At 43.9% G+C, this 20,194-nt stretch carries 19 protein-coding genes and 1 pseudogene; 6 read left to right on the top strand and 14 right to left on the bottom strand.

Annotation, left to right across the window (positions count from 1 at the left end):
- The coding region (locus BLU80_RS19660) for a transposase (protein WP_211481717.1) at nt 1-308 on the top strand (308 nt) is incomplete at its 5' end.
- 29 nt (nt 309-337) lie between these two features.
- Nucleotides 338-745 (top strand): HipA domain-containing protein, encoded by a 408-nt coding sequence (locus tag BLU80_RS02220; RefSeq protein WP_091392699.1) that lies wholly within the window; start codon nt 338-340, stop codon nt 743-745.
- A 169-nt stretch (nt 746-914) separates the two neighbouring features.
- On the opposite strand, the pseudogene BLU80_RS20045 reads toward BLU80_RS02220, so the two are convergent.
- The 14 genes and pseudogenes from BLU80_RS20045 to BLU80_RS02155 all read right to left on the bottom strand — a co-directional run bounded on the left by BLU80_RS20045 (nt 915) and on the right by BLU80_RS02155 (nt 16,366).
- Nucleotides 915-1,108: pseudogene (locus BLU80_RS20045) on the bottom strand (DUF6922 domain-containing protein).
- A 9-nt stretch (nt 1,109-1,117) separates the two neighbouring features.
- Nucleotides 1,118-1,372 carry a helix-turn-helix transcriptional regulator gene (locus BLU80_RS19655; RefSeq protein ID WP_211481716.1) on the bottom strand — a complete coding sequence of 85 codons (255 nt, stop codon included), beginning with the start codon at nt 1,370-1,372 and terminating at the stop codon, nt 1,118-1,120.
- A 232-nt stretch (nt 1,373-1,604) separates the two neighbouring features.
- The gene (locus tag BLU80_RS02210) at nt 1,605-2,129 is read right to left on the bottom strand and encodes a cytochrome C oxidase subunit IV family protein (protein ID WP_091392697.1); all 525 of its coding nucleotides are present in this window, start codon (nt 2,127-2,129) and stop codon (nt 1,605-1,607) included.
- 34 nt (nt 2,130-2,163) lie between these two features.
- Nucleotides 2,164-2,844 (bottom strand): cytochrome c oxidase subunit 3, encoded by a 681-nt coding sequence (locus BLU80_RS02205; protein ID WP_091392696.1) that lies wholly within the window; start codon nt 2,842-2,844, stop codon nt 2,164-2,166.
- Nucleotides 2,845-2,920: 76 nt separating this feature from the next.
- Entirely contained in the window at nt 2,921-3,496 is a 576-nt protein-coding gene (locus BLU80_RS02200) for a cytochrome c oxidase subunit 3 (RefSeq protein WP_091392694.1), read from the bottom strand.
- Nucleotides 3,497-4,459 carry a heme o synthase gene (gene cyoE / locus BLU80_RS02195; protein WP_244518674.1) on the bottom strand — a complete coding sequence of 321 codons (963 nt, stop codon included), beginning with the start codon at nt 4,457-4,459 and terminating at the stop codon, nt 3,497-3,499.
- Nucleotides 4,460-4,566: 107 nt separating this feature from the next.
- Nucleotides 4,567-6,453 carry a cytochrome c oxidase subunit I gene (locus BLU80_RS02190; RefSeq protein WP_091392691.1) on the bottom strand — a complete coding sequence of 629 codons (1,887 nt, stop codon included), beginning with the start codon at nt 6,451-6,453 and terminating at the stop codon, nt 4,567-4,569.
- 71 nt (nt 6,454-6,524) lie between these two features.
- Complete coding sequence (locus BLU80_RS02185; protein WP_091392689.1) at nt 6,525-7,646, bottom strand: cytochrome c oxidase subunit II; 1,122 nt, start codon at nt 7,644-7,646, stop codon at nt 6,525-6,527.
- 59 nt (nt 7,647-7,705) lie between these two features.
- Nucleotides 7,706-8,932: a quinol:cytochrome C oxidoreductase gene (locus BLU80_RS02180; protein WP_091392687.1), complete on the bottom strand. Its 1,227-nt coding sequence runs from the start codon at nt 8,930-8,932 to the stop codon at nt 7,706-7,708.
- An 81-nt stretch (nt 8,933-9,013) separates the two neighbouring features.
- Nucleotides 9,014-9,691 carry a c-type cytochrome gene (locus BLU80_RS02175; protein ID WP_091392685.1) on the bottom strand — a complete coding sequence of 226 codons (678 nt, stop codon included), beginning with the start codon at nt 9,689-9,691 and terminating at the stop codon, nt 9,014-9,016.
- Nucleotides 9,692-9,765: 74 nt separating this feature from the next.
- Nucleotides 9,766-10,356 (bottom strand): DUF3341 domain-containing protein, encoded by a 591-nt coding sequence (locus BLU80_RS02170; RefSeq protein WP_091392683.1) that lies wholly within the window; start codon nt 10,354-10,356, stop codon nt 9,766-9,768.
- An 86-nt stretch (nt 10,357-10,442) separates the two neighbouring features.
- Nucleotides 10,443-11,885: an NrfD/PsrC family molybdoenzyme membrane anchor subunit gene (gene nrfD / locus BLU80_RS02165; RefSeq protein ID WP_091392681.1), complete on the bottom strand. Its 1,443-nt coding sequence runs from the start codon at nt 11,883-11,885 to the stop codon at nt 10,443-10,445.
- 44 nt (nt 11,886-11,929) lie between these two features.
- Entirely contained in the window at nt 11,930-15,049 is a 3,120-nt protein-coding gene (locus tag BLU80_RS02160; RefSeq protein WP_091392679.1) for a TAT-variant-translocated molybdopterin oxidoreductase, read from the bottom strand.
- Nucleotides 15,050-15,109: 60 nt separating this feature from the next.
- Nucleotides 15,110-16,366 carry a c-type cytochrome gene (locus BLU80_RS02155; protein WP_091392677.1) on the bottom strand — a complete coding sequence of 419 codons (1,257 nt, stop codon included), beginning with the start codon at nt 16,364-16,366 and terminating at the stop codon, nt 15,110-15,112.
- Between the two features lie 269 nt (nt 16,367-16,635).
- Here BLU80_RS02155 and purN point away from each other — a divergent pair, with 269 nt between their 5' ends.
- From purN to BLU80_RS02135, 4 genes are all read left to right on the top strand, one after another.
- On the top strand, nt 16,636-17,217 hold the full coding sequence (gene purN / locus BLU80_RS02150; RefSeq protein ID WP_244518672.1) for a phosphoribosylglycinamide formyltransferase: 582 nt from the start codon (nt 16,636-16,638) through the stop codon (nt 17,215-17,217).
- A 273-nt stretch (nt 17,218-17,490) separates the two neighbouring features.
- Nucleotides 17,491-18,177, top strand: coding sequence for a tRNA (adenosine(37)-N6)-threonylcarbamoyltransferase complex dimerization subunit type 1 TsaB (gene tsaB / locus BLU80_RS02145; RefSeq protein ID WP_091392672.1), 687 nt, complete (start codon nt 17,491-17,493; stop codon nt 18,175-18,177).
- A gap of 116 nt (nt 18,178-18,293) precedes the next feature.
- Nucleotides 18,294-18,635, top strand: a complete 342-nt coding sequence (locus tag BLU80_RS02140; protein WP_091392669.1) for an ArsR/SmtB family transcription factor — start codon at nt 18,294-18,296, stop codon at nt 18,633-18,635.
- 86 nt (nt 18,636-18,721) lie between these two features.
- On the top strand, nt 18,722-20,170 hold the full coding sequence (locus BLU80_RS02135; RefSeq protein WP_091392667.1) for an MBL fold metallo-hydrolase: 1,449 nt from the start codon (nt 18,722-18,724) through the stop codon (nt 20,168-20,170).
- Nucleotides 20,171-20,194: the final 24 nt, after the last annotated feature.

Raw genomic sequence — 20,194 nt, 5'->3', positions numbered from 1 at the left:
AACCGCTAGGTCGTCCATCCGCAACGGCAGTGAAAAATCACATAAGACCGGGCGAAAGAAATCCAATAGAGGGAAAATTTGGCCAAGCAAAGACCAGATATGGCATGGACAATATAAAAGCCAAGCTGGCCAATACAAGTACTTCATGGATATCTACTATAGCCCTGGTGCTAAACCTGGTCCGGATGACCAGGCAGGCACCTGTATCCCTACTATTAAGGATACAAAATTGGCTAGCCTATCATGTAGTCAGGCTAGCCGGAAATTTCAGAATTAAAAATTATTATAATGTGTTAATGACCACCTAGCGGTGAGTTATTGAGCAGACTCTAATTATGTGGTGTCCAATGGAGACGCCCACTTAAAAAATTTCTCTTTGCTAAAACTGGACAATGGGGAGTACAGGCTTACGCCTGCTTATGACCTTTTATGCACCGTGTTACACACTAACTATGAATCTGACACAGCGCTGGATCTTTATGAGGATAGCCTGGATTCTCCATTTTATTCCGTATATGGTTATTATGGGAGGCCGGATTTTCTGGAACTGGCAAGGCGTTTAGGTATCCTTGAAAAAAGGGCAATCAAAATAATTGATTCTTTTATCCGGTCAGAACCACTCGTAAAATCCTTTATAGAAAGGTCTCAGCTCACAAAGGCCAGTAAGGGAAAATACCTATATAAATTAGCCGACAAAACCAGCAGGTTAAAACCTCGCATGGATAAAAATCCGCCTGTCGCATAAACGGATGAGCAGCCCATAAATTCATTGGAAAATAATATCCGGAAGGTTAACAGCAGCGGAGCCGTTTTGCAATCGTAATGCTCAGCTATTAATGGCAACATATGGGATGACCTAAATTTGGGCAAGAATTGAGCTTGGATTCCGGTATCATCTACCCCATTTTCTTTGATTATTTTGTATTAAGGATTTCTTTGATCACGCCCCGTCCATAAAAATGCAGCGCCTCTTTTTTCTCAGAAAAATTCCCACTTTCAAATACTCTTTGAATAACGGCTTTTTTTGTCTTTGCCAGTCGATGGATTCAATTTTTGTGTCCCAAAACAAAACGCGTCTAAATTTAGAAATATCCGGTATCTTCCGCATCGACAACGCTCATTTTTTCTTTTTAATATCAAAAAATACCTGTAAGGTCATCAGATACCCCTCTTCCAATCCCAGCGCCTCTTCTATTCGCATGGACAGATCAATATTCATATCCATTTTGCCGTCAATAATAGCGTCTATGATTTTAGGAGCAACCTGAATAGACCGTGCCAATTGACCTTGAGCAATATTGCGAATCAATAGTTCTCTTTGCAGGATGAGGCCGGGATGTATACCCTTTACTATTTCCAATTCTGACAGCATCCATCAAAAATAAACATTTTTGATTACCCCCATATGCTTCCTGACTCATGTTTTAAAACATAACAGCAAATCTACCCCGCCCCCACACAAAAAATCAATCCTAAAAAGTCAAAAATCCTTCCCCGGCAAAAACAACAATAGCCATCTGCTTTCCTAAAAACAGATGGCTATCGTTGTTTATTTTGTAATCAGACCGGCATTTTCAGCCGCCATGATTATCCTTATCTTTTAATTATTCAGCCTTTTTGCTGGTGTCGGTACCTGCTGCAGCAGGAGCCGGAGTGGCAGCCGGAGCTTCCATTTTATGCACTTCAGGTGTTTCATGGCCTTCATGTCCTTCTTCAGCCGGAAATTCCATCGGAAGCTGCGCATGTTCCACGTGATACGGGTCCATTCTGGCTCTTAAATCTTTATAGGACTGACCATCACCCAGGAAAGCTGCGATAAACCAGACAAAGAGGATGGAAGGAATCGAAATTACCATAATCATATTACGAACCTCATGACGCAGGTGCATAAAGTATCCGATAATATAGAAAGCCTTCCAAAGCATAAGGGCCATTACAAGGCCTTTTACCAGGTGTCTTTTCAGACTGTCTTCCGGCCAAGGCATCATGATAAAGCCCAAAATAAGTTCCACCACTGTCAGAATAGACAGATATAAGGTGATTCTCCAGATCTCTCTTTTTACTTTCTTGGAATCAAATGCATGTGCATGTGTGTGTCCGCCGCTCTCTAATTGTTCTAAATTTGACATGTATAATGAATTTGTAGCAAATTAATAGGTTAACTTATACCAGGTAAAAACAGGTAAATACAAATACCCAGACCAGATCCACAAAGTGCCAGTACAGACCTGCTTTTTCAATCATCAGGTAATGGCCTCTTTGTTCAAACTTATTGCAGAGGGTCATAATCAACATAATCACATTGATACAAACACCTGAGAATACGTGGAAACCATGGAAACCGGTGATGGTGAAAAAGAAGTTGGTAAAGTTCTGTGTAGACTGTGTTCCATTAGAGTTGGCAAATGGATTGGCACCCCACCACGCTCCTTCATGAAACAGGTGTGTCCATTCCCAGGCCTGACAGCCCAAGAAAATCAGCCCACCGATAATGGTCAGAATTAAATACCGGACCACGTCTTTTTTATTCATTTCCTTTCCGGCCTGAACTGCCAGTACCATCGTAACGGAACTGATAATCAGGATAAAAGTCATCAGACTCACAAAGGCCAGCGGTGCATTGGCACTGATGCCCGGGAACTTATTAAAAGCAACGTTCGGGTCAGGCCAGCCAATGGTGGCAAACCTGGTAGTACCATAAGAAATCAGTAAAGCTCCAAAAGTAAAGGAGTCACTCAGCAAAAAGAACCACATCATCAATTTGCCATATTCTACTTTAAAGGGACTGCTACCACCGCTCCATTTGCTCGGCTTTTCAGTATGTATTGCTGCTGTATGTGCCATAATAAAGAATAAAAATGAATTATCTTATTTTTTAATGCTTCTTAATTTATCTGATAATCTGCCTGTTATGTTAATTCTACATAAAGCTAAAGAACAAAAACAGGTAGATCCATAATATATCTACAAAATGCCAGTAAATGGCGACGATCTCAATGGGTGTTTTGTCATAGCGCTTCACTTTCGTGCCATAGGCCCTGAAAAATATGATCAACAGCGCTATAATCCCCCCTATCACGTGTAATGCGTGTAACCCGACGATGATTCCCAAAAAGGAAGCCGATGCATTACTGCCTATCCCAAAGATCTGAATGCCCTTTTCATGGAGCTGGGTGAAACCGTATAACTGCAACGCCGCAAATAATAAACCTAAAACTGCGGTGACCGTAATCAGGTTCTTATATTTTTTCCGCTCGTGGGCCTTAAAATTCTTTAAAGCCAGATGCATCGTCAGTGAACTCACCAAAATCACTATCGTAGAAACCCAGAAAACAGAAGGCAGCCCGAACTCCATCCAGTTGCTAAAAGTTCTTTTTACAACATAGGCACTGGTCAGACCCGCAAACATCATGACAATGCTTGCCATGCCCACCCACAGTAAAAACTTATGCGGATGTAATTTGCCTTTATTTTCAGTAACACTCACGGTTGTCATTTAAAATGTTTTGTTCACTGCCGACAGTAAAGCTAACAGCACCACCGGCAAATAAATATAACTACTGAACATCACTCTTCTGGCTGACTTCACATCCATATTGATGTATAACTGGATGCATTGCACCACCATAAACAAGTTACAGATCAGTACAATGGCAAAGCTGATTTTTCCGGCCAGCGTGCCGGCATCATTTAAAGGATGTCCGCCGCCCAGTGGAATAAAAGCCAGCATCCCTACAGGCACCATCAGCGCTGCATATACAACCGCTTTCATGGCCGTGTTCCTGGTAGGGCCTTTGTCAGAAGGCAATAACTTAAAGCCGGCCTTGGTATAGTCGCCATGCGCCACCCAGGCAATCGCCCAAAAATGGGGAAACTGCCAGAGGAACTGTATTAAAAACAGTACCAGACCGCCATACCAGCTGTTATCGCCGCCCGCTACAAATCCTGCTACCCAGCCAATCAGACAGGGAAACGCTCCCGGAAAAGCACCTACCAGTACCGCGATGGAATTCTTTTTCTTTAAAGGGGTGTATATATAAGCATATAAAAACATGCTGAAGGCCGATAATAAGGCAGACTGTGCATTAAAACAGTACCACATCATGGCCACACCCAGAATCCCTGTAACATAGGCAAAGATCAGCGCATTTTGCTGACTGATCCTGCCGGCTGCTACCGGACGGTTGGCGGTTCTTTTCATCAAGGCATCCGTATCCTTTTCAACGGCCTGATTGATGGCATTAGCGGCACCCGTAACGAGTAACCCTGCTACAAAGAGCTCAATAATCTTCGCCACATTGGATACCAAGGTATTCGGTGACAAAAGATAACTAATCACACAGGAAAAGACAACCGTAAAGCTCAAAGTGAACTTAGTAAGCGTCATATAGTCTTTAATCAAGACATTCAGCTTACCCGGCGCCGTATTCGTATTAGCATTAACACTATCCTGTTTCAAAAATCTTATTTTTTGCAGGCAGATCCCTTTGAATCAAAGATCTACCTGTAATTATTCAATTTCTATTACCTGCTTGCGACCAGGCTTAAGCCCGGGCCAACCGGTAATTATGCATGCGCTTTTTTGTGCGCTTTTGCCGGCTCTTCTTCTACCTTGATACCGGTAAATTCTGCCGAAGTATACAGCGGATTGTCTTCTTCACCAACAGGAACTGTCTGAGGGATGAAGTCATGACCGTCCTTGCTGTAGTCATATGGCCAGCGGTGAACCTCAGGGATTTCACCAGGCCAGTTGCCATGACCCACATTAATTGGCGTAGTCCATTCCAGTGCATTGGACTTCCATGGGTTCTTCACGGTCAGTTTCCTACCCTTGAAAATAGAATGGAAGAAGTTAAACAGGAACAGGAACTGTGCCGCAAACGTGATGATCACACAGATACTGATAAATCTGTTCAGCTCAACAAACTGTTTGAAGCTTTCCCAGCTGCTGTAATCATAATATCTTCTTGGCATACCGGCCAGACCTTCATAGTGCATTGGCCAGAAAATCAAATAAGCACCCACCAGCGTAACCCAGAAGTGGATATAGCCCAGGGTATTATTCATGTGACGACCATACATTTTGGGGAACCAGTGGTAAACACCGCAGAACATACCAAAGAAGGCAGCCACACCCATTACCAGGTGGAAGTGTGCGATAATAAAGTAAGTATCGTGGATATGGATATCAATAGCGGAGTTACCGGTATAGATACCTGTCAGACCTCCGGAGATAAATACACTCACAAAGCCGATCGCGAACAGCATACCTGGCGTAAACCGCAGGTTACCTTTCCAGAGGGTTGTCAGCCAGTTAAATACCTTGATGGCCGACGGCACCGCGATCAGTAGCGTTAACAGTACGAAGATCGATCCGAGGAACGGATTCATACCGGTTACGAACATGTGATGCGCCCATACTAAGAAGGCCAGTACCACAATCGCAAACATGGACATTACCATCGCAGAGTAACCAAAGATAGGTTTACGACCATTGGTAGACATTACCTCAGATACGATACCCATGGCTGGCAAAATAACGATATAAACCTCTGGGTGACCCAGGAACCAGAATAAGTGTTGATATAAAATCGCATTACCACCTTCGTGCGGTAAAGCACCTACACCCTGAATATAGATATCAGACAGGTAGAAGCTGGTACCGAAGTGACGGTCAAAAATCAACAGGATAAAGCCGGCAAATAATACAGGGAAAGAAAGTACACCCAGTACAGCCTGCAGGAATACACCCCAGGTACTCAGTGGCATACGCATCATGCTCATACCCTTGGTACGCATATTCAGTACAGTGGAGATATAGTTCAGACCTGCTAATAACTGCGATACAACAAACAGAATCAGCGAAGCCAGCCATAAGTCCATCCCTGTTTTAGAACCCGGTGAAGCGTCACCTAAGGCACTTAAAGGAGGATAGGCCGTCCAGCCACCGGCAAAAGGACCGGTTTCTACAAAGAAAGAACTTAACATGATCACACTGGCGGTAAAGAAAAACCAGTAGCTCAGCATATTCATTAAAGGAGATGCCATATCTCTGGCACCAATCTGTAGCGGAATAAGGAAGTTGGCAAAGGTACCGGAAAGGCCCCCTGTGAGTACAAAGAAGATCATGACCGTACCATGGATGGTCGTCAGTGAGTAATAAGCCTCAGCGGTGATATGTCCGTCTTTGGCCCAGTGACCTATAACAGTAGACAGCCAAGGAAAGGAAGTATCCGGGAAACCCAGTTGCAGCCTGAATAATACAGACATAAAACCTCCAATCAGTGCCCATATAATACCGGTAATCAAAAACTGCTTACCAATGGTTTTATGGTCCTGGCTGAAAATATATTTTGTAATAAAAGATTGCTTATGGTGGTGATGCGCCTCTCCGTGGTCTCCAGCCACATGAAGTGTGGCAGCACCTGCCTGCAATACAGCTTCGTTGTTCATGATTGTATCTTTAAAAATTCAAATGCTTTATCTGTACGTAATCTAGTATCTATCAATTCTAAAAATAATACTTATCTGAGTGCCAGGGCAGCGGTATCATGCGCTGCTCTTAAGGCGGTTGCAGCGCCGGGAGCAGCAGTTGAATCTGTTGCTGCAGCAGGCTGCTGATTAGACGGATCCTTATCCGGGAACGCACGGAAGTAAGCAGGCTTTTGTTTAGCCATGATTACATCATACTCCTGCTGGGTAACCACTTCAATGACTGCACGCATGGAGTAGTGTCCGTTACCGCAGAGCTGATCACAGGCCAACTCATAGGTATAATGAGGATTACCGGTTATCTTTCTCATCTCTTCGGTGGTATACTTGGGCGTAAACCAAAGACGCGTAGGCGTACCGGGAACCGCATCCATTTTCATTCTGAACTGAGGAAGACCCACGTCATGGATAACATCCTGAGAATTAATTAAAAGTTCTACAGGTTTATTCTTAACCAGGTACATGGTCCCTGAAATAATAATATCATCAAAGGTAGCGGGATCTGCTTTTTGTTTTAAAGCAGCGTTATCCTGCCAGATAAGACCCAGTGTATTGGAGTTGGCAGGGTCAATATCCTTAAAATACTTTTTACCAAATACGCCATCCTCACCCGGATATCTGAACTCCCATCCGAACTGGTGACCGGTTACTTCGATCTGCATGGCACCTTTTGGCGCGTCACCGGTAAACAAAAACCAGCTGCGCAGACCGTATACAATCATAATCAACAGTACGATGGTAGGAACGGAGGTCCAGATAATTTCCATGGTATTGTTATGCGGAAAATAAAAGGCTTTTCTGTTTTCCTTATACTGATAACGGAAGGCGAACCAGAACAGTAAGATTTGTGTCGCAAAAAATACAATACCTGTCAAAATCAAAGTAATCCAGAACAGTTTATCCACCTGTTCCCCTTCGATACTGGCAGATCCTTCTCTGAAGGTCATCCTGGGGTAGAGTAATTTGTTGCACCAATAAACACCAATAAGCCCAAGGATAAGGAATACAATCATAAGTACCCCATTTACCTTATTGCTCTGTTTAAAGGATTGCTCTTCGCCTTTTAGCACGGAGACATACTCAGTTGCTTTAGCAATCTGGAAGATTACTATCACAATTAAGAAGAAGGCGGCGACGGTAAAAAACATTGACATAATGTATATTGCTTAAAATATTTTTCTAAATCAGATTTTGACGTGCGTACTTGTAAGGCTTAGGTATGGTGAATGATACTTTCCTTGAGGAAGGGATCATATTTAGGAACCAGCGGCCTTTTTGCTAAAGCCTTACCGACCAGGTAGATCGTAATACCTACAAATAATGCTGCAATACCAAAATCCAGCCAGCCCAGTGTGATATGGTGAACAGAGACGCTACCCATGATAATCTGGTAGAAATCCAGCCAGTGACCGAACAGTAATAATACCGCCATAAAGGTCATCATGGTATAGTTACGTTTTGCAGGTCTGCTCATCAGAATCAAAATCGGACATACAAAGTTAATAACTAAATTCAGGAAAAAGACACCTTTGAACTCACCCTGAATACGGGTCTTAAAATAAATGGTTTCTTCGGGAATGTTCGCATACCAGATCAGCATATACTGTGCAAACCAGATATAGGTCCAGAAGATAGAGAAAGCGAACAGGAATTTACCCAAGTCATGCAGGTGTTCCTGGTTGGTTAACTCTAAATAACCTTTATTTTTAAGATATATAACAAATAAGGTAATCAGCGCCAGACCTCCTACGAAACTACTGGCAAAGATATACCAGCTATACATAGTAGAGTACCAGTGCGGATCCAGGCTCATCAGCCACATCCATGGTGTAACACAACCGGCAGTCACCGCAAACCAGGCTAAGAATAAAGAAGCGTTAACGGTTTTACGGAAAATAAATTTTTGTTTATGATGCGGATCTTCAAAAGGTTGATCTGCTTCCTGGGTGAACTTACGCATTCTGGCACCCAGTAAAGCCCATAGACCAATGGAAGCTACGGTCCATAAGATATAAAAAGGCGCATTTAAAAATCCGTGTTTGTGCGTCAGAATAGCATCTGCTTTCACCGCATCTACGTCTGTCCAGTGGTAAATATGGGATTTGGTCACTACCAGACCGATTAACAGGACACCGGCTACCAGTCCCAGTACAGGAACAGCAGCTGAAATCGCTTCGGCTACCCTGCTGAAGGAAACCTGCCAGGCGGACATCCCCAGGGTCAGCGCGCAGTAAAAGAACATCGCTATATTGGTAATCAACAGGAAATAGACCGAATTATACATAATAGTACCCCAGAAAGTGGCGCTCTGGTGTGGATCGCTGCTCATTCCCATGGTAAAAAAACCAATCAGAAAGGCAAGAATCCCCACACCCATCAGTCCATAGGACCAGGTCTTCATCTTGGCTGGAATTACAAATTGTGTTTTTATTGATGCCATTTTATATCGTATATAATGTTTAACTATAATGTTTAGAGCTAAGCTTTATTTATTAACCCTTATCTACTGTCTGTACGGTTATTAATTAGTAGCGGCCAGTGCTGTTGAATCTGCTACGTCAGCCGGATCAACCGGAATACCTTCTGCCTGATGCTGTCTGGCTTTAATATAATGAACCAGCTGCCAGCGCTGTTTGCGGCTTAACTGTGAAGCGTAGCTTCCCATCATTCCCTTACCATATTCAATGGAATAAAACATCTGGCCTTCCGGCATTTTAAGTACGACTGCATCTCCTAACAGATTTTTAGGCGCTGCGGCAAAAGGCCCGTTACCATCATTATATAAAGGTCCGTTACCATCCATTTTCGCTCCGTGGCAGATACCACAGTTAATCAGATATAAACGGTGAATTTCTGTAGTCTGGTCAGCGGTAAGTGGTCCTTCCGGATTGGCCAGTGCTTTGGAAGCCACATAGTTGGTGGTATCTCCAGTCGCATCCTTTGCCAGTGGGAAAGGCAGATCCTCTCCTGCAGCGATGGTACCAGCCACCGGCTGATTGTTATAGAATATTTTACGACCAGCTTCGGCCTCATTTTCAGTAAATTGAGTAGAATCCCGCTGAGCATAAGTCTCATAGGCTCTGCTGTAGAACATATCCGGCATGTAAACATGACCCGGATCGCGTCTTACGCCGCTACCACAACTTACCAGGGTTGCCCCGCTAATGAAAATAAGTGCTATGACAGATAATTTTTTCATCCTCATATTTGATTTCTGTATAAAAAGCCGAATATTAAACGGCTAGAATTTTTAATTAATTTGCGATTGCCCGCTTATAATACTTCCACTGCGTTCTCATTGATGATCTGCTGCTCTTTATCAAAGCGGCCCCACCACCAGCCGGCTTCCGCCTCCTGGATTTCAACGCTTACCGTGCCTTTATCATCAAAGAACCTTTCCAGTTCAGCTACATCTGTCTGGGCAGTGCATTCTACCGCCATTACAAAGATATCGTCTGTCTGTCTTGGGTGAAAGATGTGCTTTTTCACAAAAGGAGCCAGCTGACACAGCCAGCAGAAAGTATATACCATCCCTACCGCTGCAAAGAGTACGGTCAACTCAAATGTAATCGGAATAAAAGCTGGTAATGCAAAGTGTGGCTTACCATCATAAATCTGAGGCCAGTCAGATACAAAAATCCAGGACATACAACCCAGTGCTGTACAGGTACCCAGGATACCATAGATAAAACCTGCAGTATGCAAACTGGTTTCTCTCAGACCCATTACATGATCCAGACCATGCATCGGGAAGGGCGTATAAACGTCATGAATCTTATATCCGGCCTTACGGGTCTTTTCAACCGCAGGGAACAGATTTGCCTCATCATCAAAACTAGCTACAACAAATTTCTTTTTTGCCATTGTATTATTCAATTAAGCACCAGTAATCAGCGCTATGAATGAAATCATTTATAATTATATATCTCTATGCCCAGCGGAGCCGGCCCTTAGTGGGCGTATTCGTGAGCAAATACTTCTGGTTCTTTTGTTTCCACCGGAGCCACTGCCCATTTATGGTTGTCACCGGATGTTTTCGCGATACTCTTGATTTCCGCAATGGCGATAACCGGGAAGTATTTAGAGAACAGGAAGAAACAGGTAAAGAATAAACCAAATGTACCGATATAGAAGCCCATTTCCCAGATGGTCGGGTGATAGTACACCGTCCAGGCAGAAGGCACATAGTCTCTGTAAATTGAGGTAACGATGATTACAAAACGTTCGAACCACATACCGATATTTACGATGATACTCATAAAGAAGGTCACAAACAGGTTACGTCTCATTTTACGGAACCAGAAGATCTGCGGGCTCAGTACGTTAAAGGCAATCATACCCCAGTAGCTCCATCCCAGCGGGCTGAACAGATCCGCACGGCTGTAGAAGAAAGCATAGGCTTCATAGCGGTTGCCACTGTACCAGGCGATAAACAGCTCAGACAGATAAGCCACCCCTACGATAGAACCGGTCAGCACGATTACTTTATTCATGGCCTCAATGTGACCGATGGTAATATACTGCTGCAGGTTCATCATCTTACGCACAATCAGTAACAGTGAGTTTACCATCGCAAAACCGGAGAATACCGCACCAGCCACAAAGTATGGAGGGAAGATCGTGGTATGCCAGCCCGGAATAACGGAGGTAGCAAAGTCAAAGGATACGATGGTGTGTACGGAAAGTACCAGTGGTGTTGCCAGACCGGCCAGTACTAAGGACAGGGCCTCGTGTCTTTGCCAGTGTTTGGTGGAACCTGTCCAGCCAAAAGAAGCAATACCGTATAATAACTTTCTAAGTTTTGTTTTGGCACGGTCACGAACCGTTGCAAAGTCAGGCAGCAGACCGGTATACCAGAACAATACGGAAACCGTAAAGTATGTAGAGATCGCAAATACGTCCCACAGCAAGGGAGAGTCAAAGTTAGGCCATAAAGGACCACGTGTATTTGGATAAGGCATTACGAAGAACCCGTCCCATACACGACCCATGTGGAAGATCGGGAACTGACCGGCACACATTACCGCGAAGATCGTCATCGCTTCTGCTGCACGGTTAACCCCGGTACGCCATCCCTGACGGAAAAGCAGTAAGATCGCAGAGATCAGGGTACCCGCGTGACCAATACCTACCCACCATACGAAGTTGGTGATATCCCATCCCCAACCCACGGTCTTATTCAGGTTCCACTGACCAATACCGTATACCACTTCGGTATAGACACTGATCACCCCAAAAAGCAAAAGACAGAGGGCGATAAAAAACCCGATGTACCATAGTTTACCTGGTTTCACTTCAATGGGTGCAACAAGATCTTCCGTAATCTGATGGTACGATTTGCTGCCCTTCACCAAGGGTTCTCTGAGTTCTGATTCGTATTTAAATAATGACATTCGGTTTCGTTTATAACCAATAAATAATTATTATTAAATCCTAATTAAGCTGTTGGAGTTTCTGGCTCCTTAACATCTGTATTACGCACTTTTGCAAAATAGTTGACATTCGGCATGGTATGTAATTGTTCCAAAGAATGGAATAATCTAAGTGGATTTTCTCTTCTTACTTTAGAGATTGCACTGTTTTTGTCATTTACATTACCAAAAACGATACAGTCGCTGGCACAAGCCTGCTGGCAGGCGGTCTTCACATCCCATTCGTTGTTCTCACCGGATTTCAGTGGTCTGCTTTCTTTCTTCGCTTTTAACTTACCATCCTGCAGACGTTGTACGCAGAAAGAACATTTTTCCATAACACCTCTGGAACGAACGGTAACATCCGGGTTCAGCACCATTCTGGACAGATCGTCCATTCTGTCATGTACGGTAGCGTCGAGTTTACCGACAGTGGTCTGATCCTGATTATTGGGGAAGGAATCTGCTCCTGTATAATCAGCCCAGTTGAAACGACGTACTTTATATGGACAGTTATTCGCGCAATAACGAGTACCGATACAACGGTTATAAGCCATCTGGTTCAGACCTTCCGTACTGTGGTTGGTCGCATTCACCGGACATACGTTTTCACAAGGGGCGTTGTCGCAGTGCTGACAAAGCATCGGCTGGAATACAACATTCGGATTGTCAATATCACCGGTGTAGTAGCGGTCAATACGCAGCCAGTGCATATCGTGGAAACGGGCTACCTCGTCTTTACCTACGATCGGCACATTGTTTTCAATGTTACAGGCCACCACGCAGGCTCCGCAACCGTTACAAGCGTTCATATCCACACTCATCGCCCAGTGAATACCTGGTTTGTCATAATATGGATAGATCGTACCTTGTTTTTCGAAGTTCTCAACACCACCATACGGTCCGAGTTCTTCTTCACGGTCTCTGAGTATTTCTTTCGGATCTTCCTGGAACTCAGGGAGATTGAGTACTTTGAGTACTTCGGTACGTTTACCTCCGATTACTGAATCGTAACGGTCATGTACCTGGATCTGGGCAACTTTGGATTTTTTACCGGTGGTTTCAATTTTGACATCGTATTGTTCAAAAAGAACCGTTCCGTTTGCGATCTGCGCCAGTGGATAGGCATTTTTACCATATCCGTCTGCGGCTTTACCGATTTTACCGGTTCTGCCATACCCTACCGCGATACCAATGGTATTTGGATGGGTGCCCGGAATCACCAGGATTGGTAATTCAACGGAGTTTCCTCCGGCAGTCACCTTGATCACCGGTTTTTCCGGATATACTTCATATTCATCGGCTCTGCCTTCACTGTAGATATCAATACCTAACAGTTCTTTGGCCATAGCCGGAGAAATCATTACATAGTTGTCCCAGGTTGCTCTGGAGATCGGATCCGGCATTTCCTGCAGGAACGGGTTGCTCGCACCCTGTCCTTCACCGATAGCTATTTTCTGATATAATACCAGTTCATATTTACCTGCTTTCTTCTTGGTGCTGATGGCAGTCATCGCAGCCTGGACAGGAGCGATATTAAAGGCTGCAGGTGCTGCGGTGGCAGCAGCCGGGTTGATCACCCCATTTTGAATGGTTTTCAGCCACATGGTTTCACCACCACCCAGTTTGTTGATCCAGTAAGTTTTAAGGAAAGTTTCGTAATCCGTCGGTTCACCGGCCCATTTCAGCAGGCTGTCCTGCCACTGGCGGGTTTTGAACAGCGGATTAATGGTAGGCTGGATAAAGCTATAATGACCGGTTCTTGGTTCAGCATCACCCCAGCTTTCCAAAAAATGATTGCTTGGAACCACGTATTTACAAAGCTGTGTGGTCTCGTCTGCTTTCTCAGCCAGGGAGATCGTTGTTTTTACTTTTTTCAGGGCCGCGGTAAAATCATCCGTTTTCTGCCAGCTATAAGCCGGATTGGCATTGTATACGATTAAGGTAGATACCGTGCCTGCTTTCATATCACTTAAAAGCTGAGCAAAATCGCTGTCGGTTCCCTGTTTTGTATTGTTTAAAACGCTCCAGTCAATGGTAGTACCATTGGCACCTAAAGCCTCATTGATGGCGTTTACGACAATCTGTACGTTTTTATCAGCGCTGCCCGAAACAACCAAAGCTGCGCCTTTATTAGCGGTCAGGTCTTTCGCAACTTTTTGAATACCAGCTTTTAATTTAGCGTCATCAATTCCGGCTATTACGCCGCCATTAATAGCGCTTAATAAAGCCGCTGCAACCTGACCTAACTCAGAAGGACGGGTCTGGAATCTTTCATCAGCACTGGCACCAGTCGGGCTTAAAATACCTTCGAACTGGTAATGCTTGCTCATTTTGATGTCTTTCTCGTTGATCTTACGACCTTCAGCATATTGCTTGGAGAACTGAACAGGAGCGAGCCAGGTACCCAGGAAATCCGCACCCAGACCAACGATGATGTTGGCTTTCTCAAAATGATAAGAAGGAATGGCTTTTTTACCGTAGGTGGCCTCGTTGGCTTCCAGTAAAGAGCTGTAAGAAACGCTGTTATATACAACGTGACGGCTGCCCGGATATTTAGCGATAAACTTATTGATCACTTCCAGACCGGTAGGTGAGGTTACAGGCGTGGTTAAAATCACGGCAGGTCCCTGCAGGGTCTGACCGATGGATTTATCGACCGCTTCAAAAGTAACTTCTTTACCGTCAATGGTTGGGTAACGTAGTCTGGCAGTATTGTATAATTCGATAACGGAAGCCTGAAGGCGGGCGGAGGTACCACCACCGGAAACGGCACTCAGCTCATTTCCTTCCAGTTTGATAGGCCGACCGTCTCTTACTTTTGCAAGGACACTGATGGCGTCTCCGTCTTCCACATAAGTAGTTGCGTAGTAGTTGGCTACACCCGGAACGATGTCCTCAGGTTTGTTGGCAAAAGGAATGACCTTACGAACAGGGGTCTCACAACTGGCAGCCAGGGCTGCAGCAGCAGTGGAGAAACCTAAATATTTTAAAAAATCTCTTCTGGGCGTTGGCGCGCTTAAAAACCCGCCGTCAACTTCTTCAAAAGGAAGTAAGTCTTCGGTGAATTCGTTTTTGTTTGCGTCCTGAAATGCCTTTGTATTTCCACGCTCACCAAAACTTTGCCAGTGTTTTTTGTTCGCCATTTATCGAAATTTGAAAAATTTAAAAAGTATAGTATTGAATTCGGTTATGGATGGGTTTGATTAATAGTGACATTTCTGACACTCTGTACCACCAATCATTTCCACGGTGATTCCTTTTGCAGAATCGATGGTTCCGTTCTTCAATCCTTCGTGATATTTTTGATATATACTATAGAATCCGTTGTCTTTAAACTGTACATCCGTAGTACGGTGACAGTTGATACACCAGCCCATGCTCAGCGGTGCAAATTGTTTCACCTCATCCATTTTGGTGATATCACCATGACAGGTCTGACACTGTACCTTACCCACCATTACGTGTTGAGAGTGGTTGAAATAAACGTGGTCAGGTAATTCATGGATACGAACCCACTCGATTGGTTTTGCTTTGGAAGCATCCCAGGGTTGTCCCTGAACATAACCGGCATATTTGTACAGTTTCTGGATTTCTGCAGATCCGTCTACTTCTTCCCCTTCTGCGGTAAAGAGCTTAGGACCTGTATATTCTGTAATGGCCATATGACAGTTCATACAAACATTGACAGAAGGAATCGTAGCGTGTCTGCTATACTGCGCGTTGGTATGACAATACAGACAGTTGATCTGGTTGATACCGGCATGTACTTTATGCGAGTAGAAGATCGGCTGTTTAGGCTCATAGTTCTGGGAGTGTCCCAGACCGATGGCGCCGCTGGCCAGCCAATAACCTATATAAATAAAGATTAAAATAGCGACAACTGCGATAAATTTCTTATTTCTGTAAAAAGGAATCGGTCCGATTACCGGATGACCTTCTTTCTTATTAGAGAGTCTTTTCAGGCTGCTGTTCACCTGTAACAGGATGATCGCAACAATGGCAAGTACACAGGTTAATACAACGTATAATAAGGTGTTATCTGACTGAGCGCCGGCACCCTGGGTAGCAGAGGCTGCAGCACCCGCTTCAGGCTTTTTGGCGCCTTCGACCTTTACATAGTCTAAAATCGCATCGACATCTTTATCAGACAATACGCCTTCAAAATGCGTCATCGGCGTCTTCCACTTGGCGAACAGGTCGGTTGCGTATTTATCGCCGGAAGCGATTACCTTGGAGCTGTTATGCACCCATGCGATTATGTGGGCTCGGTCTGGCCAACGGCTTTCAACACCTTCGAGTGCCGGGCCGGTCATATCTTTATGGACACTGTGACAAGAAGCACAATTTGCTGTAAATAAGGCCTTGCCATCTTGCGCTTTTACATTTTGCGCAAATGACATTAAGATGATAAAACTAACAATTAAACCAACCTTCTCGGTTACTTTTCTTATTTGGATCATATTCACAATTCAGTTGTTGGAATGTGGAGAAATATCCCTGACAGCCGCAAAAATATGACACGAAATTGACAAAAGAACATCCAAGCATTATTTTTTTAAATAAACCAGTTGGTTTTATCGGCTACAACACAATAGCAACAAGGGTTGTAAGAGTTATTATCTGGTAAATATTTTTTTAGTTTCTTATGAGGTAGCTATTATTTTTAAGCAAATAACTCCCTGATTTCAACTTATTGACAGACCTTTGTCATATGCACAAAAAAACAAACATGGCAATCTTTGCCTCGGGGGCTGGCTCCAATGCTGAAAAAATTATGGAGCACTTTGAAAATCATCCGTCTGTATGTGTTAAACTGGTCGTTGCCAGTAAAAAAAATGCAGGGGTGCTGGATAGGGCTGCGAGATTTGGCGTGGAAACGATGATTTTGAATAAGACTATTTTTTTTGATACTAATATATATGTAAAGGAACTACAAAACCGACACATCGATATCGTCATCCTAGCTGGTTTCCTTTGGAAAGTGCCTGCCAATTTAGTGGTGGCTTTTCAGGGCAGAATTTTAAATATTCATCCGGCCTTATTGCCCGGTTATGGAGGCAAGGGTATGTATGGTCATTTTGTGCATGAAGCAGTAATTGCGGCCGGGGAAAAAGAGTCCGGTATTACCATCCATTTAGTGGATGAAGTCTATGATCACGGCAAGCATTTATATCAGGCGACCTGTAGTGTTGAACCTACGGATAGCCCGGATGACCTGGCTAAAAAGATTCACGAACTGGAACACCGGCATTTTGCAGCGGTGATTGAAAACTATATTCAGGAAAATCCGGTTTTATTTGGTGCGGCGTAGCAATAAATGGTGAGTCGTTGGCTGGATTTGGACAATTTACACTTTATGATATTCCCAAGGTTGAAATCCTTATTTAATTCTAAGTCAAGTGCTTATAAATTAATTGGCCTTCTATCTTGGAATAGAAGGCCAAAGAAACCAAATCATCTCATCATTAAACAAAAAGACTATATGTCGTTTATCTAAGGGCAAGGTAGAGATAGTTTTAATGCTAACAAATATTTGTTTTATAATTTTTATTTTATTTAACATATAGTATAATAAATATATATAATGGCAACCTGGTTACATATAGATTCAGCAGTGGAAGAGGCATCGGTCAGCCTTTGGGAAAACGATAAAAATCTGGCAGAAATGACTCATGAAGACCAAAAATCACATGCATCCTTCTTACAGACGTCCATTCTTAACATATTAGAAAAAACAGGTAAACAATTGACCGAGATCGACGCAGTATCAGTCAGCGGCGGCCCGGGCTCTTATACCGGCCTTAGGGTAGGTCTGGCCTCAGCTAAGGGAATCTGTTACACACTGAATAAACCGCTGGTTTTACTCAATACGCTGGAGATTATGGCTGAAAAACTCATTTTGAACCAAAAAGACCCGGCGGATTTTCTCTATGCACCCATGATTGATGCCCGTCGCATGGAGGTCTTTTGCGCCTTGTATGACCACGAGCTGAATGCTTTACTGCCACCCGGTGCTTACTTACTGGATGGCAAGGATTTTGAGCACCCTTTTCTGGATCAACGCAAAACCGTTTGTTTTTTTGGTTCAGGTATGCAAAAATGGAAAGAAATGACTCCGAAAGGCAATTTTGTATTTGCCGATTTACCCAGTGGAAGCAAAGCACAGCATGTTTTGGCTAAGCGTTATTTTGATCAGAATCGCTTGGCTGACGTAGCTTACAGCGAACCGTTATACTTTAAATCTTTCTATACGACAGCCAAGGTTCACTAACCTATTAATATGTTAAAAATATGTCATTTTAATATATATATTCAAGAAAAACAGCAAATATTGTATAACTTTATACATTAATTTATAACCGATTATTAAAAATATCTATTTATAATATGAGCAACGCAGCGCAAAACATCATTATCAAGGATCCAAAAAGTCAAGAAGAAATCACGATAGATTTCCTGAGAATGAAAAAGGCCGCGTTAATCCTACGCGCAATTAACCATAAACTCCGTTTACAGGTCATCAAACTCATTCAGGAAAACGAAAAGATTACCGTTACAGAGATTTATGTAAAACTAAGATTAGAACAATCTGTCGTTTCTCAGCATTTAGCTATCCTAAGAAGAGCAGGCCTGGTGACTACTCAAAGAGACGGAAAATTCATCTACTACACCATCAATTACAACAGGATGACGGAACTCGTCACTTTTGTAGACGAATTGCTAAAATAATCTGTAGTCTAAGGGAATTCTATTTGTATTAACGCACTGTCCTATAAGTCGTGTTGTACCTTTGTGTGCAACACAAATTTTTTTTCATGTACATCCAACAACTATATACGGGCTGTCTGAGTGAAGCCGCCTATTACATTGAAAGTGAAGGTGAAGCTGCCATTATCGACCCCATGCGAGACACCCATGCTTACAGCGAACTGGCGGCACAAAGGGGAGCTCAGATTAAATATATTTTTGAAACCCATTTTCACGCGGATTTTATCAGTGGCCACCTGGATTTGCAAAAGGCCACCGGGGCTCCGATCATTTACGGTCCCCAGACCAAAGCAGGTTTTGATGTGGAGGTAGCCAGCGATCACCAGATTTTCCCACTGGGGAAATGTATGATTGAGGTGCTTCATACGCCGGGCCATACGCTGGAGAGCACCTGTTATCTGCTCAGGGACGAAAAGGATAAGCCGCATGCGCTTTTTACGGGGGATACTTTATTTGTCGGGGATGTAGGCAGACCGGATCTCGCCCAAAAAGGGGCGGAACTCACCAAAGAAGACCTGGCAGGCATGCTTTACGACAGCCTGCAGTCTAAAATTGTCACATTACCGGATGATGTCCTTGTCTATCCGGCCCACGGTGCCGGCAGCAGCTGCGGTAAAAACCTCGGCGCTACTACTTATAGTACCATCGGGGAACAAAAACAAACGAATTACGCCTTAAAGGCAGATAATAAAACCGCATTTATCAAGGCAGTGACGGCTGATTTGCCGGAACCGCCCAGCTATTTTCCAATTAACGCAGCCATGAACAAAAAAGGATACGCCAGCCTGGAAGAAGTGCTGGGGCGTGCCATGCAACCTTTATCTCCCAAAGACTTTCAACTGGCGGCTAAACAGCCGGATACCTGGATTATCGACACCAGGGATAAAGAGATGTTTACCCAGGGATTTGTTCCGGGATCTGTCTTTATTGGCCTGAACGGCCGTTTTGCGGAATGGGCAGGCAGCATGATTCCTTTTGATAAAAAATTACTGGTCGTCACCGACCCCGGACAGGAAAATGAGGCCATGACCCGACTGGCCCGAGTAGGTTTTGACAAAATGAACGGTTATCTGGACGGCGGATTTGAAGCCTGGCAAAAAGCAGGGCTTCCCGTGGACATGATTATCGACGTGGAAAGTGATGAACTGGCCATGGATCTTCCTTTTGATCAGCATCTCCTGGTCCTGGATGTCCGGAAGGAAACAGAATTTGACGCCGGACATGTGGCTGACGCCGTCAATATTCCCCTACCCCAGCTACTGGATCCTATCCGGGTGGCAGCCATCGAGGATACCGACAATATTTATATCCATTGTCAGAGTGGATACCGTAGCGTAATCGGCGCCTCCATTCTTAAAAAACAAGGCTTCCATAACCTGCGCAATGTACTGGGCGGTTATAAAGCAATAGAACAGGAAAGTAAAATTCCTATTGCGGTGACAGTAACCGAAGAACAGCTAAAAGATGATCAGGACGATCAGCCCAAACAAGATTAGGTTATTTGCTGATATCCTGTGTCG

The organism is Arachidicoccus rhizosphaerae (assembly GCF_900107765.1).
Lineage (GTDB): Bacteria > Bacteroidota > Bacteroidia > Chitinophagales > Chitinophagaceae > Arachidicoccus > Arachidicoccus rhizosphaerae.
Note: the sequence above shows the minus strand (reverse complement) of the source record. Positions and strands in the feature narration are given on the sequence as shown.